Annotated in this window: 7 protein-coding genes and 2 riboswitches; of the genes, 1 reads left to right on the top strand and 6 read right to left on the bottom strand. The window is 70.2% G+C overall.

Features of this window, described 5'->3' with window-relative positions:
- Nucleotides 1–206 precede the first annotated feature (206 nt).
- The 4 genes from metE to E0H26_RS13800 all read right to left on the bottom strand — a co-directional run bounded on the left by metE (nt 207) and on the right by E0H26_RS13800 (nt 7206).
- Complete coding sequence (metE, locus tag E0H26_RS13815) at nt 207–2444, bottom strand: 5-methyltetrahydropteroyltriglutamate--homocysteine S-methyltransferase (RefSeq protein ID WP_131303989.1); 2238 nt, start codon at nt 2442–2444, stop codon at nt 207–209.
- A gap of 113 nt (nt 2445–2557) precedes the next feature.
- Nucleotides 2558–2768, bottom strand: a riboswitch (cobalamin riboswitch).
- A gap of 71 nt (nt 2769–2839) precedes the next feature.
- Nucleotides 2840–3712: a phosphotransferase family protein gene (locus tag E0H26_RS13810; RefSeq protein WP_131303988.1), complete on the bottom strand. Its 873-nt coding sequence runs from the start codon at nt 3710–3712 to the stop codon at nt 2840–2842.
- A 75-nt stretch (nt 3713–3787) separates the two neighbouring features.
- Nucleotides 3788–4834: a ribonucleotide-diphosphate reductase subunit beta gene (locus E0H26_RS13805; RefSeq protein WP_131303987.1), complete on the bottom strand. Its 1047-nt coding sequence runs from the start codon at nt 4832–4834 to the stop codon at nt 3788–3790.
- A complete protein-coding gene (locus E0H26_RS13800; RefSeq protein WP_131303986.1) occupies nt 4831–7206 on the bottom strand; it encodes a ribonucleoside-diphosphate reductase subunit alpha in 2376 nt (791 codons plus the stop codon). The genes E0H26_RS13805 and E0H26_RS13800 overlap by 4 nt, the downstream gene beginning before the upstream one ends.
- 138 nt (nt 7207–7344) lie before the next feature.
- Nucleotides 7345–7552: riboswitch (cobalamin riboswitch) on the bottom strand.
- A 243-nt stretch (nt 7553–7795) separates the two neighbouring features.
- On the opposite strand from E0H26_RS13800, the gene E0H26_RS13795 reads away from it, so the two are divergent.
- Nucleotides 7796–11170: an endo-1,4-beta-xylanase gene (locus E0H26_RS13795; RefSeq protein WP_131303985.1), complete on the top strand. Its 3375-nt coding sequence runs from the start codon at nt 7796–7798 to the stop codon at nt 11168–11170.
- Nucleotides 11171–11231: 61 nt separating this feature from the next.
- Here E0H26_RS13795 and E0H26_RS13790 read toward each other — a convergent pair whose 3' ends face one another.
- Complete coding sequence (locus E0H26_RS13790) at nt 11232–14306, bottom strand: hypothetical protein (RefSeq protein ID WP_131303984.1); 3075 nt, start codon at nt 14304–14306, stop codon at nt 11232–11234.
- 142 nt (nt 14307–14448) lie between these two features.
- Nucleotides 14449–17388 (bottom strand): AfsR/SARP family transcriptional regulator, encoded by a 2940-nt coding sequence (locus E0H26_RS13785; protein WP_131303983.1) that lies wholly within the window; start codon nt 17386–17388, stop codon nt 14449–14451.
- Nucleotides 17389–17538: the final 150 nt, after the last annotated feature.

Below are 17538 nucleotides of genomic sequence, written 5' to 3'. Positions count from 1 at the left end.
GAGCAGGTTCATGACACGCCGCCTGGAAGCCATGCCAGGCACCATGTACCAGCCCGCCCAAGATCCCTACCAACTGACACATGTACCGGGACTTCAACACTGACAGATGTCATGGGACTGAATAGCCACCATGAGGGCCGTGTCGTACCAAGATCCGCGAGACAGAACCTAACCCCGCCTGCCGGCGGGGCACGGGGCGTGCCGAGTCAGCTGCCGCGGACCTCGGCGGCGGCCGCGACCAGGTGCCGCAGCGACGCCTCGACCTCGGGGTAGCCGCGGGTCTTCAGGCCACAGTCCGGGTTCACCCACAGCCGGCGGGCCGCGACGGCGGCGACGGCTCGCCGCAGCGCCTCGACCACCTCGGCATGCGGCGGCACCCGGGGCGAGTGGATGTCCCACACGCCTGGCCCGACGCCCCGGTGGTAGCCGATCGCGGCGAGGTCGGCGAGCACTTCCATCTTCGAGCGGGACGCCTCGATGCTGGTGACGTCGGCGTCCAGTGCGTCGATGGCGGTGATCACCTCGCCGAACTCGGAATAGCACAGGTGGGTGTGGATCTGGGTGCCGTCGGCGACACCACTGGTGGCCAGCCGGAACGCGGCGACCGCCCAGTCCAGGTACGTCCGCTGGTCGGCTCGGCGCAGCGGCAGGGTCTCGCGCAGCGCCGGCTCGTCGACCTGGACGACCCGGATCCCGGCGGATTCCAGGTCGTGGCACTCGTCGCGTAGGGCGAGCGCGACCTGGTCGGCGGTGTCCGCGAGGGGCTGGTCACTACGGACGAACGACCAGGCCAGGATGGTGACCGGCCCGGTGAGCATGCCTTTGACGGGCTTGCTGGTCAGGGACTGCGCGTAGGTGGTCCACTCCACGGTCATCGGCGTCCGGCGCGCCACGTCGCCGTAGATGATCGGCGGGCGTACGCAGCGGGAGCCGTACGACTGCACCCAGCCGTGCTCGGTGGCGGCGAACCCGTCGAGTTGCTCACCGAAGTACTGCACCATGTCGTTGCGTTCCGGTTCGCCGTGCACGAGCACGTCCAGGCCCAGCCGTTCCTGAAGCCGGATCACGTGCTCGACCTCGGCGCGCATCCGCTGGCGGTAGTCGGCGTCGGTCAGCCTGCCGGCGCGGTGCGCGGCGCGGGCCGCGCGTAGCTCGGTGGTCTGCGGGAACGACCCGATCGTGGTGGTGGGCAACTCCGGCAGTCCCAGCCGTTCCTGCTGGCGGGCGGCCCGCACCGCGTAGTCGCCGCGCTGCCGGTCGGTCGGGCGCAGCGCGGCGAGGCGTCCGCGTACCTCGTCGTTGCGCCAGGCCGTCGGGGTGTCCGGCAACGGCGCGGGCAGCCGGGTGGTGCCGTCACGCAGGGCACGGCCGACCAGGACCACCTCGTCGACCTTCTGCCGGGCGAAGGCGAGCCGCTCGGACACGGTGGGGTCGAGGTGCGTCTCGGCGGACAGGTCGACCGGGACGTGCAGCAGCGAGCAGGAGGTGGACACGGCGACGTGGTCGGCCAGCCCGGCGACGATCGCCCCGGCCGTGACAGCGGCCCGCAGGTCGCTGCGCCAGATGTTGCGGCCGTCGACCAGTCCGGCGACGATCGTCCGGCCGCCCAGGGGTCCGGCGGCGGCGAGCCGGTCGATGTTGTCCGGGCCGGCGACCAGGTCCAGGCCGATGGCCTCGACCGGGGTGTCCAGCAGGGCCAGCAACGCGTCACCGAGTGCACCGAAGTAGGTGGCGACGAAGATCCGGGGGCGCCGCGTGAGCTCACCGAGCCGGGTGTAGGCACGGCGTAGGGCGTCGATCTCGGCTGGGGTGCGGTCGGCGACGTAGGCCGGCTCGTCCAGTTGCACCCAGGCGACACCGGCCTCGGCCAGGGCGGTGAGCAGTTGGGCGTACGCCTCGACCAGGTCGTCCAGGCGGGCGAACGGGTCGTCGCCCTTGGCCAGCAGCAGGAACGTGGCCGGCCCGACGAGTACCGGTCGGGTGGTGATGCCCAGGGCGCGGGCCTGCGCGTACTCCCCCAGCGGCTTGGCGGGGTCTGCCGTGAAGACGGTGTCCGGGGTGATCTCCGGCACCAGGTAGTGGTAGTTGGTGTCGAACCACTTGGTCAGTTCCAGCGCCGGTTCGGCGTCGACGCCACGGGCCATGGCGAAGTAGGTGTCCAGTGCGGAGAGACCGAGGCGGGCGAACCGGTCGGGGACCGCGCCGACCGCGACGGCGGTGTCGAGGACCTGGTCGTAGTAGGAGAAGGTGTTCGACGGGATCGCGTCGAGGCGGGCGTCGTGCAGCGTGCGCCAGACCTCGGCCCGCAGCCGGGCCGCGGTGCTCTCCAGTGCCTCGGCGTCGATGGCACCGGCCCAGTATGCCTCCACGGCCTTCTTCAGCTCACGGTTGGCGCCGATGCGGGGATAGCCGAGCACGGTGCTCTGACCAAAGGCGGTAGTCACCAGGGAGTTCCTTCCCTCGAAGCGTCCGGCGGACAGGAGAGGGGAAGGCGGGTACACCTCGGGTACCGGCTTCCGCCCTGGCCCTCCCGAGAGACCGCCGGCGGCGCACACCGGCGGTGTGCGCGGCGCTGGCAGGTCTTCGGACTCGTGGGCATGACACCAGGTCGCCTACTGGCCGTCGCTTCCCAGACCTCGCGGTCCAGTGCTTCGTTGACGGCGGTCGTTCCCACTCACCGCTGCGGGGCAGTCCCGGTCTCGCACCGGGTTCCCTCTTACGACGCCCCGCCCTCACGGACGGGACGAACCAGCACTGCCCGCCATCGTACGGGCCACACGGCGCAATCCGGGCCGGGGTGTCCGCCGTACGGGATACGACCGCCGGGACGACGGCAACGTCACGCGGTGTCGTCGCGTCCGGACCCGGAGGACGAGAGCACTTCGGTGATCATTCGATGACCCTGGGCTTCGAACCGTGCGTCGCCTACCTGGTAGGCCCACGCTGCGGTGCCGACCGCCGCCCGGACCCGGATGCGATGCCACGCGCGGTCCTCGCGGGGGTCCGGGCCGTACCCGTCGAGGAAGGCGACTTCGAGCTTCGGGTCACGGCGGAATTCCTGGGCGGCCAGCCGCTCGAAGTCCGTGGCCGCGGGACGCAGCGCCGCTCGACCGAAGTCGATGACGCTCACGACACCGTCATGGACGAGCCAGTTGCGGGGCTGCCAGTCGCCGTGGGTGGGCACCAGGGCCGCCGGTGGGGTCTCCCACGCGGCGATCTCGGCGCGGAGCCGGTGCACGACATCCGCCGCGATCCGGTGTGGTCGGCTCAGCCACGCCAGGGTCCGCTCGTTCTCGCGGCTCTCGTAATCGTCGTCGGTGACGGCGCCCTGGCCGTGCAGCAACGCCAGCAATTTGCCCGCCTGCCGATAGCTGTGGGGGTCCTCGACGTGCGCGCTGCCGAGCAGCAACTCACCGGGCAGGTACCGGGTGACGAGGAGCTTGGCCTCCGCACTGCCGTGCACCAGAACCGGTGCCCGGCCCCGGTCGGTCCACGGGCGCAGCCAGTTGCGGTGGGCGTGCAGTTCCCGCTCGATGTGGTGGCCGTCGTCACCACCGGCCTTGACGATGAACCGTGACCCGGCACAGGTCACCTCAAGGACGGTGGTGGCGACCAGCCCCCAGCTGTGGTTCCGCGCGACGACCGCGTTCGGCAACCACTGCGCCAGCAGGGTCCGCTGCGGCGGCGAAAGGTTCTCAAGGCCGGTGGTCACCACTGCGACGATACGACCTGGGTACCGCTGCGGTACCTCGGTCCTGGGCGACGGTGTCGCCCAGGACCGAGGTGATCAGAAGTCGTCGTCGAAGCTGACGGTGCCGCTCACCCCGACCTGGTACGCCGACACCCGGCGTTCGAAGAAGTTCGACAGCTCCTGCACGTCCTGCAACTCCATGAACGCGAACGGATTCGGCGAGCCGTACATCGGCTCGATGCCGAGCATGGCCAGCCGCCGGTCGGCCACGTGCTGAAGATAGTCCCGCATGTCGGCCAACGGCATCCCGGAGACACCCTGTTCGAGCAGGTCGGCGGCGAACTGGACCTCACAGTCGACCGCCTCGGCCAGCATGTCCCTGACCTGCTGGCGCATCTGCGCGTCGAACAGGTCCGGCTCCTCGGCGCGTACGGTGTCCACCACGTCGAAGGCGAAGGCCATGTGCATCGACTCGTCGCGGAACACCCAGTTGGTGCCGGACGCCAGACCGTGCAGCAGTCCCCGGGAGCGCAGGAAGTACACGTACGCGAAGGCGCCGTAGAAGAACAGTCCTTCGATGCAGGCGGCGAAGCAGATCAGGTTGAGCAGGAAGGCCCGCCGGTCCGCGCGGGTGCGCAGTTTCCGCAGCTCGTAGATCGAGTCGATCCACTTGAAACAGAACTCCGCCTTGCGGGCGATCGAGGGAATGTTCTCCACCGCCGCGAACGCCGCGAACCGCTCCCGCTCGTCGGGCACGTAGGTGTCGAGCAGGTTCAGGTAGAACTGGACGTGCACCGCCTCCTCGAACAGCTGCCGGGACAGGTAGAGCCGGCCCTCCGGGGAGTTGACGTGCTGGTAGAGGTTGAGCACGAGGTTGTTGGCGACGATGGTGTCGCCGGTGGCGAAGAACGCGACCAGCCGGGAGACGAGGTGCTGCTCGGCCGGGGAGAGCTTGGCCAGGTCGGCGAGGTCGGCGTGCAGGTCGACCTCCTCCACCGTCCAGGTGTTCTTGATCGCGTCCTTGAACCGGTCGAAGAACTGCGGGTAACGCATCGGACGCAGGGTCAGATCCATCCCCGGGTCGAGCAGTAGGTGCCGCTGCCCGGGGCTGACGGCGGTACGGGATTCGGGAACGGTGGTCACTGGCAGGCCTCGCAGCTCTCGGGGTTTTCCAGGGAGCAGGCCAACGCCTCGTCGTCGCTGACCGCCACGATCGGCGTGGCGGCCGGGGTGACGGCGACGGTGGCCTGCTGGATCCGGGTCGCCGGACGCGACCGCAGGTAGTAGGTGGTCTTGAGCCCGGATTTCCAGGCGTGCAGGTACATCGAGGAGAGCTTGCCGATGGTCGGCGCGCTCATGAACAGGTTCAGCGACTGGGACTGGTCGATGAACGGGGCGCGGGTGGCGGCCAGATCGATCAGCGCCCGCTGCGGCAGCTCCCACGCGGTGCGGAACAGCAGCCGCACCGATTCGGGCAGCTCGGCGATCCCCTGCACCGACCCTTCGGCACGCTTGATCTGTTCGCGGATCGACGCCGTCCAGAGCCCGCGTGCCTTCAGCTCATCCACCAGGTAGGTGTTGATCTGGAGGAACTCGCCGGACATCGTCTCGCGCTTGAACAGGTTGGACACCTGCGGCTCGATGCACTCGTAGCAGCCCGCGATCGAGGCGATGGTGGCGGTCGGCGCGATCGCGACCAGCAGCGAGTTCCGCAGCCCGTGCGCGGCGATCGTGTCCCGCAGCGCCGCCCACCGCTCGACCTGGGTGACCTGCGCACCCCACAGGTCGGGGTGCAGCTGGCCGTGGGCGGCGCGGGTCTGTGCGTACGCCGGGTGCGGCCCGAACCGCTCGGCCAGCCCGGCCGACGTCTCCAGGGCGGTCAGCAGGATCTCCTCCTGCACCCGGGTCGACAGGTCCCGGGCCTCGGCCGAGTCGAACGGCAGCCGCAGGGTGAACAACGCGTCCTGAAGACCCATCAGCCCGAGCCCGACCGGACGCCAGCGCGGGTTCGACGCCGCCGCCTGCTCGGCCGGGTAGTAGTTGATGTCGATCACCCGGTCGAGGAACACCACGGCCGTGCGTACGGTCGCACGCAGCTTGTCCCAGTCGACGCCGTCCGCCCGGACGTGCGCGGAGAGGTTGATCGAGCCGAGGTTGCACACGGCGGTCTCGGCGTCGTTGTTGACCTCCAGGATCTCGGTGCACAGGTTCGACAGGTGGATGGTGTTGCCGGGTGCGCCGGTCTGGTTGGACAGCCGGTTCGCCGCGTCCTTGAAGGTCATCCACCCGTTGCCGGTCTGCGCGAGGGTGCGCATCATCCGCCCGTACAGGTCCCGGGCCTTGACCGTGCGGACCGCCTTCTTCTCCGCGGCGCGGTACGCCTCGTCGAACGCCTCGCCGAACAGGTCGGGCAGTTCGGGCGCGTCGGACGGGTCGATCAGCGACCAGTCGGCGTCGGCCTCCACCCGGCGCATGAACTCGTCCGGGATCCAGTTGGCCAGGTTCAGGTTGTGCGTCCGCCGGGACTCCTCGCCGGTGTTGTCCCGCAGCTCCAGGAACTCCTCGATGTCCGGATGCCACGGCTCCAGATAGACGCAGGCCGCGCCCTTGCGACGGCCGCCCTGGTTCACCGCCGCCACCCCGGCGTCGAGGGTCTTGAGGAACGGCACGATGCCGTTCGACCGGCCGTTGGTGCCCCTGATCAACGCGCCCCGGCCCCGCACCCGGGACCAGGAGATCCCGATGCCGCCGGAGAACTTGGACAGCTTGGCCACCTGGTGGTACCGCTCGTAGATGGAGTCGAGTTCGTCGCGGGGCGAGTCGACCAGGAAGCACGAGGACATCTGGGTGTGCCGGGTGCCGGAGTTGAACAGCGTGGGTGAGCTCGGTAGGTAGGCGAGGCTGGACATCAGCCGGTAGAAGTCGATGGCCTCGCCGGGCGTCTGGGATAGTCCGCACGCGACCCGCAGCAGCCAGTACTGCGGTGTCTCCACCACCAGCCGGGTCTGCGGGTGCCGCAGCAGGTACCGGTCGGCGACGGTACGCAGCCCGAAGTACTCGAACCGCAGGTCCCCCGCCGGGTCGACCGCGTCGTCCAGCTTGCGTGCGTTGCGGGCCACGAACGCGGCGGTGTCGTCGCCGACCAGGCCGAGACCGTGGGCGTACCGGATGGACTGGCTGAAGCTGGCCACCTGCTGGCCGCGGACCTCCTTGTCGACGAAGGCGGCCAGCAGTCGCGCCGCCAGCTTGGAGTACTGCGGTTCCGCACCGATCAGCTCCGCCGCCGTCTGGATCGACAGCTTGTCCAGCTCCGCGGTGGTCGCGCCGTCGTACAGGCCGCTGATGGTCTTCGTCGCCACTCGGAGCGGATCGATCTCGTCCAGGTCGGTGACCCAGCGCTCCACCGCCTTGACGATCTTGTTGACGTCGACCGGCTCGGCGTCGCCGTTGCGTTTGCGGACCTGCATCACCTGCCGGCGCGGCTCGGGCTCCGCCTGCTCCCGGGTCACCGTCATGTTCCCCCTCCTCACACCTGTGGCGAAGGTCGACGGGTGCGTGGGAGGGACGCCGCCGGTCGTCCGACGGCACGGCTGCCGCGAATCGACCAGCTGATCGGCGTCGGCCGTCCCGCGCGGCCTTCGACCGCCGCACGCGTCGCGTGCGGCGCGCTGGCAGGTCTTCGGACTCGTGGGCGTGGTGCTCGTGTCTACTGGCCGTCGCTTCCCGGACCTCGCGGTCCAGTGCTTCGTTGACGGCGGTCGTTCCCACTTACCGCTGCGGGGCAGTCCCGGACTCACACCGGGTTCCCTGTTGCCTCGACCACCGTGGAGCGGTGGGCGAACCAGCTGCGAACAGCACTATATATGGGAACGCACCAGGAAGCTCAACACCAGATGCTGTGTCGCGACACTCACCGAGATCTCCGTAGGGCCGGGCGTGGCGCCTTGCACCGGTCGCGTCGGGCCATCCCACCACCTTCCGAAAACTTCCGGAAGTTCTGGTCATGGTGATCGGCCCGACATAGCATGCACGCGCTTGGATCCGTCGGCGAAGCCGATGTCAGGCACCCCCACCACCGTCCAATTTGCGTAAAGGGACCAGCCGATGCGCCTCTGGAACCTGTCCCGTCAATCACGCCGCCGATCACGCACTCTCGCCGTCCTCCTTTCGGCCACGCTCGTCGCGGCGATCACCGCCGCCCCCGCCCCGGCCGTCGCCGCCCAGGTCGTGCTCAGCAACGACTTCGAGTCCGGCTCGTACACCCCCTGGGGGCCGCGCGGCGACGTCACCCTCGCCATCGCCGACGAAGGCCGGGAAAGCGACAGCAGCCTGTCGGTCACCGGCCGCACCGCCAACTGGCAGGGCCCGGCGACAAGCGCGACCGCACTGTTCGAACCCGGAGTCCCCTACAGCGTCAGCGCCTGGGCGAAACTTCCGGCCGGCACCGAAGGCAGCGCCGGCGTGCACTTCACCGTCGAGTCGACCCCGGCCGGCGGCGGTGACAACACCTACACCTGGATCGGCGGCAACGTCGCCACCACCGCCGACGAATGGGTACGTATCGGCGGCGACTACACGCTGCCCGCCGGCCTGAGCTCCGCCACCCTCTACGTGGAGGCGGAGGGCGACACCCCGTTCCTGCTCGACGACATCCTGATCACCGCCCCGGACGGCGGCGGGGGCGGGCCGGAGCCCGGCACCATCGTCATCGACACCGACTTCGAGGACGGCCTGGACGGCTGGGGACCACGGGACGGCGGTCCGGGTGCCCCCCGGGTCACCCGCACCGACGTCGCGCACGGCGGCGTCGCCGCCGCACTGGTCACCGATCGGGTCAACCAGGGCGCCGGCCTGGGCCGCGACGTGACCGGACTGTTCGACCCGGGCGTGACCTACGAGCTCAGCGCCTGGCTGCGGTTCGCCGAGAGCCAGCCGACCGACCAGATCTGGCTCACCCTGGCCAGCACCAGCGGCGACAGCCAGTCGTTCAGCACCCTCGCCCAGTTCGAGACGGTCACCAACTCCGGGTGGACCCAGGTGACCGCGCGGTTCGCCATGCCGGCCGCCGACAGCGCGGTGCTCTACTTCGAAACCCGCTGGCAGGGTGCGGACGTACCCGGCAACACCAGCGACTTCCTCGCCGACGACATCGTCGTACGGGTGCCCGAGCGGCCGGTCATCGAGGACCTCACCGGCATCCACGAGACCACCGACTTCCCGGTCGGTGTCGCCATCGACAGCCGGGAGACGGTCGGCGCCGCCGCCGAGTTGCTGACCCGGCACTTCAACCAGATCACCCCGGAAAACCACATGAAGCCCGAGGCCTGGTACGACGCCGAGGGCACCTTCCGCCCCCACGAGCAGGCGCTGGCCATGATGGACTTCGCCCGGGACAACGACCTGCGCGTGTACGGCCACGTCCTGGTCTGGCACAGCCAGACCCCGCAGTGGTTCTTCCAGGACGCCGCCGGGCAGCCACTGACCACGTCCACGGCCCACCAGCAGGTGCTGCGGGAGCGGCTGCGCACGCACATCTTCAACGTCGCCGAGTCGCTCAGCGAGCGGTACGGCCCGTTCGGCTCCCCCACCAACCCGCTGTACGCCTTCGACGCGGTCAACGAGGTGGTCAGCGACAGCGGCGAGTACGCCGACGGCCTGCGCCGCAGCGAGTGGTACCGGATCCTCGGCGAGAGCTTCATCGACCTGACCTTCGCCTACGCCGACGAGGCGTTCAACGACGTCTACGCCGCCGAGGGCAGCGATCGTCCGGTCGCCCTGTTCATCAACGACTACAACACCGAGCAGAGCGGCAAGCAGGCCCGCTACCTGGCACTGGTGCAGCGGCTGCTCGCCCGCGGCGTGCCGGTCCACGGGGTCGGCCACCAGTTCCATGTCTCCCTGGCCATGCCGGTCAGCGCCTTGGCGACGGCGCTGGAGACGTTCGCGGAGCTGCCGGTCACCCAGGCCGTCACCGAACTCGACGTCACCACCGGCACCCCGGTGACCCAGGCGAAACTCATCGACCAGGGCTACTACTACCGGGACGCGTTCCGGATCTTCCGGGCGCACGCCGACGACCTGCTGGCCGTCACGGTCTGGGGGCTCACCGACGGGCGCTCCTGGCGTTCCGGCAACGGGGCGCCGCTGCTGTTCGACGACAACCTGCGTGCCAAGCCCGCCTATCACGGGGCGGTCGACGGCGAGCTGCCCGCCCGGCTGCGCACCGCCAACGTCTTCGCCGGTGAGGTGCCGCTGACCGCCGCCGCACCGAAGGATCTGACCTGGCGCAAGCTGCCGCTGCACCCGGTGGAGGACACCGCGCGGTTCCAACTGCGTTGGGCGGCGGACCAGCTGACCGCGTACGTCACGGTCGACGACACCACGGTCTCCGGCAACGACCGGGTCAGCTTCGTGCTGGGCGGCGAGACCTACCACGTGTCCCGCGACGGCAGCGGCGACGTGCCGGCCGTGGCGGAGCGCCGGGACGGCGGCTACCACCTGGTCGCCCACCTGCCGCTGACCGGGGCCGCCCAGGGCGACACGCTCACCCTGGACGTGCGGGTGCGGGACAACGACACCACGTACGGCTGGAACACCCCGGGCGCGGTGGGCACCCTGACGTTGGTGGAGGAACTGTCGTACCTGGAGGTGCGGCAGGCGGCCAGCGCACCGGTCATCGACGGCACGGTGGACGGCGTCTGGGCCGACGCGAGCGCGGTGACCACGGCCAAGCAGGTTTCCGGCACGGCCGGCGCGACGGCCCAGGTCCGTACCCTCTGGCGGGGTCAGACGCTCTACGTACTGGCCGAGGTGACCGACCCGGTGGTGGACGTCTCCGGGTCCGACCCGTGGATCCAGGACTCGGTCGAGATCTACGTCGACGCCGGCAACGCCAAGAACGGCAGCTACCGCTACGACGACACGCAGATCCGGATCAACGCCGACAACGTGGTGTCGTTCGGCACCGGCGACGAGGCGTTCCAGGCGGGCCGGCTGGACAGCGCGACCGTGCGTACCCCGACGGGCTACACCGTCGAGGCGGCGATCAGCCTGCTCGAATACGGTGGCCTGGACACCTTCCACGGTCTGGACTTCCAGGTCAACGACGCGTCGAACGGGGCGCGTACGGGCATCCGGAACTGGGCCGAGCCGGAGGGCGTGGGCTACCAGAGCACCGCCCGTTGGGGGGTGGGCCGGTTGGTGGCCGGCTCCACCGTGGCGGTGACGCTGACCAGGATCGCCCGGTGGAACTCCGACAGCGGCGGCGGCTACTGCGCCACCATCACCGCCACCAACACCGGCGCCAAGCCCGTCGAGTGGTCCGCCGTCGTCGCCCTCGAAGGCGAGATCTACGACGCGTGGAACTTCACGCGGGAACGCCTCGCCGATGGTAGCTACCGGATCAGGGGCGTGGACTGGAACCGGACTCTGGCGCCGGGGGCCAGCACCTTCAGCGTCGGCTACTGCGCCAACCTGTAACAGCGGTCACGACGGGAGGGCACATCCGGTCGCCCGGATGTGCCCTCCCGCGCTGCCGGGATCAGCCCCGGGCGATCCGGTCCGCGGTCTCGATGCTGCGCAGGGCCCGGTCCACCGCCGGCAGGCCCTCGTCGTACTCACCCTTGTCGAGTTTCTCCGACCAGACCTCCAACCGCTTCATCATGGTGTCGGTGCGGTCATAGGTGAGCCACTCCGCGCAGTAGGCGATCGGGTCCGTCTTGGCGGGGTTGGCGCAGCTGAACCTCACCTGGTCGGCCCTCGGTCCCTCGATCGTGCCCCGCAGGGTGCACGGCGTCTCGCGGTCCAGGCAGTAGTTCGCCCGGGCCTGCTCGAACGAGTCGGTGATCATGTTCAGCCCGTTCAGGTCCGCCGGGAACCGGTCGACCCCGAGCAGGTTGAGCGCCAGCACCTCGTCCTGGGTCAGGGCGGTGGCGAAACCCAGCTTCAGGTATACCTGCATCAGCCGCGCCTGCGAGGTCAGTTGCGTGTTGAGTCGGTGCAGGGTCTGCACCTGGGGATTGGCCGGGTTGGGGTTGGCCAGTTCCGAGGTGATGGTGGTGTAGTAGCGGGCGCCCTGGCCGTAGAACCAGTCCCGCGACCGCTTCCGCGCCTCCTCGGTGTTGTTGACGTAGGTGGCGGACCGTTCGAACTCGCCCCGGTAGGTGCTGTTCCACTTGGCGAGTTCCTGGTCGATGAAGCGGCACTCCCCACCCGGCAGCGTCTCGTGCGTCCGGCAGATAACTCCCTGCGGGAAGACCTTGCTCCACTCCCGCACGATCTGGTTGCCGCCGTTCCAGCGCTGCCGGACCTGGAACTTGATTTCCAGGTCGGCGGTGGTGACCTCCCAGCCCCCCATGTGCCGGGTCAGCACGTTGACCCAGTCGGAGTCGTGGCAGAGGGTCACCTTCGAGTCCGGCTTGCCCCACTGGGCCACCCACAGTTCCTGCGGCAGGTCGGTGTAGCGGACCTGGGCCGGCCGGCTGAGGGCCGGCAACGTGCCCGCGCAGGACGGGACCGTGGTCGGCTCGGCGATCGGCTTCTCCTTCGCCGGCACGGGCTGGGTGGCGCTGCCGAACATGTCGTGCTGGCCACCCTGGGCGATCTCGGTCCGGATGGTCGACGTCCGCTGCTCCATCTGGTGCGCCGTCTGGCGGTACGCCATGATCGCGTCGTACAGGAAGTCGTTCATCCAGCGCGGGTTGCCGGCGGTCGGCTTCCTGGGCGCGCTGAACGCCTTCACCGCCTCCTGAATCGCCTCCCCGGAGGCGACCGCCTCCGTCACCTGACCAGTGACCCGGGCGGCGTGCTGCGGGTTCTGCGCGAGCAGCATCTGATAGCCGGTCGCCGGCAGCAGCCACATCTCCGGGTTCGCCGGGAGACCCACCGACCCGCTCAGCTTGCCCCGCCGCACCGCCTCGTCGTGCAGGTAGCCGATCGAGCCGTACGGGCCATACAGGTCAAGGGCGGCATCCGGGTCCTCCGGGGCATCCGGCCGGCTCGGACCCCGCGGACCAATCGGGGCGGCGAAGAGCAGCGACTTCGCCTCGTCCTTCATGTCGAACCGCAGGGCGCTGGAGACGGGCCCGTAGTGATTGACGTAGTCCATCTCAAGGCCGAACTGGGTCCGGTAGCCGACGAACTCGTCGATCAGCTCCTTGGTTTCCTTGATCTTGTTGTCCCGCTCGACGTTGAGCAGCAGGCTGCCCCAGAGGTCGATCCGCTCGGTGATCCGGGCGAGCTGGGTGTTGATCTGCCGCAGCTGCGCGTTCGTCGCGTTCTGCAGGGTGACCACGGTCTGGAACTGCGTCAGCATGTCGATGTAGATGCCGGCCAGCGCCTGGTCGATCCGGTCGAAGCGGGTGTTCATGTTCTCGTGCAGCTGCGCCACCTGTTGGCGCAGGGCGACCAGTTCCGCCCGGATTGCCGGGTCCGGGTTGGTGCCGCCGCCGAAGAGCGGCAGCAGGGCGGAGATCGCGCCCGCGATGTTGCCGGCGAGCGCCTGGGTGGTCACCGAGGTCAATATCTTGCCGAGGTCCTTGGACGCCGCCGTGGTCTGGTATCCGTTGATCGCGGAGGCGATCTGGATGACTCCCTTGCCCACCCCGGAAATGACCTTGCCGGCCGCCGGATTCGCGAACCCGACCAACAGCGCCAGGATCTCGAAGGCGCTCCCCGCGTGGCCGATCCACTGCTGGGCACTGGCGCTCTTCGCCACCGTGGCCTGGTAGACCTGCTCACTCGGCTTGGCGGCGCCGTTGCGCAGCGGGTACTGCTCCGACAGCACGCGGAGGTCCTCGTTGTAGCCGCGGATCTGGGTGTTGAGGCGGTTCAGCAGCACCGCTGCCTGCCTCGTGGCCTCCTGGGTCCACCAGACCGAGTTGATCTGGTTCTCCATGATCGCGGGAATGTCCACCCAGTTCGCCAGCTGCGGGTCGGCGCTGAGGGTGGCGATGTCGGCGGCGGCGTCCACGTCGTAGCGGGTGCCGACCTGGGAGTTCCAGGCGTCGCGGAATGTGGCGTCGGCCAGCGCGAGGGTCTGCACGGACTGCCAGACCCTCTCCTGCACGCCGTACTGCTGGAGGTACCAGGAGTGCTGGAACTGCGACGCCTTGACCTGGTCGAGCATGTCGCCGTAGTTGGCCAGCTGGATGCCGAGGGTCGCCTCCAGCAGCTCCCGCATCACCGGCGAGTTCTTCACGGCGCCCGGAGCCAGCGCGGTCAACTCCAACATCCGCAGCGCGAACTGGTACGCCGGACGCTGGAGGTCCCCGGCGGTCAGCTTACTGTCGTAGTGGTTACGCAACGCCACCATGTGCCCGGTGAGCTGCGCCGCGGTCGCATCGGGGTTGGCCTGCCGGAATCCGACCAGCGAAGCACTGGTCATCAGATCCTTGAAGCCGTCCACACCGGCCAACCGGGCCCGCATGTGCAGGCTGAACAGGCCGGCACGCAGCTCGTCGGTTTTGATGATCACCCGGGTCACCTTGTTCGCGGCCGCCGACGGGGCCACGGCGAACCCGGCGACGGTCATCACCACCGCCGCGACCAGTGCGGTGAAGATCCTCCCCCCATGTCGGCCGGGTCGGCGACGCCGACCGACCAACGTCAACCGCACCTCGTCACCACCCGGCTCGGAGCCCCCCCGAACGGTTACTTGTCCTGCCATCTCCTACGTCCCCAATCTGCCTGGTCGTTGACGACCGTCGTCCACCCTGGGACGTGGCATTGGGAATCCACTGGGAACCGAATGGGAAACCTCAGCGCGGATCGCCGACCGTCGCCGACCTCACCTCGGCAATCAGGTCGGCCAGGCCGGACCAGGTCAGCTCCCGACCACGCGCCAGCCCCGCCTGGTACGCCTCGGGATCGAGGGCGGCGGCGACCGCCGCCGTGTTGCCCGGGGCGTCGTGCGGGTCCATCTGCTCCGGGTGGTATCCGATGGTCTTGCCCAGGGCCTCGACCGCCCCGAGCAGTACGGCGCCGGTGCCGGCCCGGCCGGTCCGGCCGAGCGCCCCGGCCAGCGAGTGCGCCAACGCGAGCCAACTCGGGGGGTCATGCTCGGGGTCGACGTCCCGAGCCAACTCCGCCAGGGTGCGCAGCGCCCGGTCCGGCTCGCCGAGATCGGTGCTGACCTTGCCGTCCATCCACCCGGACGAGAGCACCGCCCACTGATGGCCGCAGGACCGGGCCAGGGCGTTGGCCCGGGTCAGCTCGTCACGGGCCCGGGCCAGGTTCCCGCAGGCCCGGCTGAGCTGGCTGCGTACGGTCAACGCCTCGGCCTGCGCCCACGGCTCCCCGACCAGGTCCGCCAGCCGGACCGCCTCGTCGGCCAGCGACAGCGCACCGGCCACGTCGCCCCCGATGGCGGTCACCGAGGCCAGGTAGATCGCGGCGGTGGTGTGCGGGTGTCGGGCCCCGACCCGAGCGCAGAGCCGCGTCGCCTCACCCAACGCGGCGACGCTGCCGGCGTGGTCGCCGCTGAGGTAAGCGCAGCCGCCGATGGCCATCAGCAGCCGAGCCCGGGCCAGCACCCACTCGGCCGACTCCCCCGCACCGCTGGACGTCTCCGTTGCCCCGGTGCGGGCGCGGCGGGCGTCGAGGGCGGCCAGGGTCCGTCCACCCCAGCGCTGCCCCTCGGCGATCTGGCCGGTGCGGTACCAGAACCAGGCGAGGGCCCCGCAGATCCGCGCCGCGGTGAGGTCCTCACCGGCGGCGAGGGCGGAGGTCAACGCGGCCCGGATGTTGTCGCGTTCGGCGCTGAGCCGCCGCAGCCAATCCGCCCCGTCAGCGGTCGGTAGCCGCTGCTCCCCGGTTTCCACCAGGCCCACCAGCCAGCGCCGGTGCCGGGCCAGGACCTGCGCCTGTTCGGCACCGACCAGCAGCGCCGTCGCGTACTCGCGCACCAACTCCAGCATGCGGTAGCGGCGCGGGACGGTGGCGGTGTCGGCGATCACCAGTGACTTGCGCACCAACCCCAGCAGGGCGGGCACCGGTTCCGGCAGCTCGGGGCCGCCGCCGACCTGCCGGACCGCGTCCAGGTCGAATCCCCCGTCGAAGACACAGAGCTGCCGGAACAGCGCCTGTTCGGCGTGGGTAAGTAGCTGATAGCTCCACTCGATCGCGTTACGGACCGTGGCGTGCCGATCCTGGTCCCCGGCTATCCCGGTGGTGAGCAGGCCGAGCCGGTCGTCGAGCTGGAAGGCGATCTCCCGCAGGGAGAGGGTCCGGCACTGGGCGGCGGCCAGTTCGATCGCCAGCGGCAGCCCGTCCAGATCCCGGCAGACCTGCGTGGTCAGGACCGGATCCGGCTCGCCGGCCCACTCCGCCAGGTTGGCCGTGTTGATCCGGTTCACCAGCAGCTCGACCGCCTCGGTCAACGGCAGCGGCGCAAGCTCCAGGACCGCCTCACCGGGCACCCCCAGTGGCTGCCGGCTGGTGATCAGCAGGCGCAGTCCCGGACATCCTCCGAGGACCGTCCGGGCCAGCTCGGCGACCCCCGGGATCAGGTGCTCGGCGTTGTCCACGACGAGCACCGCCGCCCGGTCGGCGAGCCGCTGGGCGAGTTGCCCCGACGTGGCGATGCCGGGCAGGGAGAGCACGTCGGACACCGCGCGGGCAACCTCCGCCGGGTCACGCAGGCTGGCCAGCTCCACGAGCCAGGGCCCGTCCGGGTCGGCGCGGCCCCGACAGTGTTCCAGCGCCAGCCGGGTCTTGCCGACCCCACCGGCGCCGATGACGGTCACCAGGCGATGTTCGGCGAGCGCCCGGCCCACCGCCTCAAGTTCGGCCTGCCGGCCCACGAAGGACGACAGCGGCGCCGGGATGTTGCGCCGGGGTGGGGCGAGTACCGGCGGTCGACCTGGCGAGGTCCGGGGTAGTTCGAGGCAGGCGTCCTGACGGAGCACCGCCGCCTCCATGCGGCGCAGTTGCGGACCGGGGTCCACGCCGATCTCGGCGATGAGCTGTTCGCGGGCCCGGCGCAGCACGGCGAGGGCGTCGCCCTGCCGCCCGGCCCGGTAGAGGGCGAGGGCGAGCAACTCCCAGCCCCGTTCACGGAGTGGCTGGTCCACCACGAGGGCTTCCAGGTCGCCGAGTACCCGCTGGTGGTCGCCGTTGGCCAGGGCAACCGCCAGGCGCTGTTCCCGGGCGGCGGCGTGCAGAGCGTCCAGCCGGGCGATCTCGGCTACGGCGAAGTCCGCGTCGGCGAAATCGGCGTACGCCGGGCCTCGCCACAGGCCCAGCGCCTCGTCCAGCGTCGTCGCGGCGGTGCCGAAGTCGGCTGCCGACGCGGCCCGGTCGCCCTGCACCACCAGCGCGGTGAACCGCTCCGCGTCCACGGAGGCCGCCGGGGCCCGCAGGGCGTAGCCCGGCCCCTCCCGGACCAGGATGCGGGCCGGCGTACGGGCCGCCCGCCCGGGTTCCAGCGCGCGGCGCAGGCCAGCGACGTACCCGAAGAGGGTGGCCTGCGTCGGTGGCACCCCGTCGTCCCACACCTGCTCCATCAGGCGTTCCACCGAGACGATCCGTCCACGGGCGGCGACCAGGCAGGCGAGGACCTTTCGCTGACGGGGTCCACCGAGGTCGGCGGGGTGGTCGTCCACGCTCGCCACGAACGGACCCAGCACCCCGAAGGCAAGACGCATCGACACTTCTCCGGCCACCCCCATGCCGTCGCGCGCGATCAGGCCGATGATCACCGTGATGGCTCGCGGTCCACCCCGTACACCCGGTGGTGGGAGAGTGGATCTCGGAGACCGGAACCCGATCGCAAGATCAACAGAAGCGTCGACCCTACCATGTGGACGGACGTCGGCCCGGGCCGGTCTTCGTCGGGCTGTCAGACCGGC

Source organism: Micromonospora zingiberis, from assembly GCF_004331455.1.
Lineage (GTDB): Bacteria > Actinomycetota > Actinomycetes > Mycobacteriales > Micromonosporaceae > Micromonospora > Micromonospora zingiberis.
This window is presented reverse-complemented; position numbering and strand designations above follow the sequence as displayed.

What these genes read in the sequence shown, in the direction of transcription:
- E0H26_RS13800 (WP_131303986.1), bottom strand. Translation starts at nt 7,206, where the DNA reads ATGACGGTGACCCGGGAGCAGGCGGAGCCCGAGCCGCGCCGGCAGGTG.
- E0H26_RS13795 (WP_131303985.1), top strand. Translation starts at nt 7,796, where the DNA reads ATGCGCCTCTGGAACCTGTCCCGTCAATCACGCCGCCGATCACGCACT.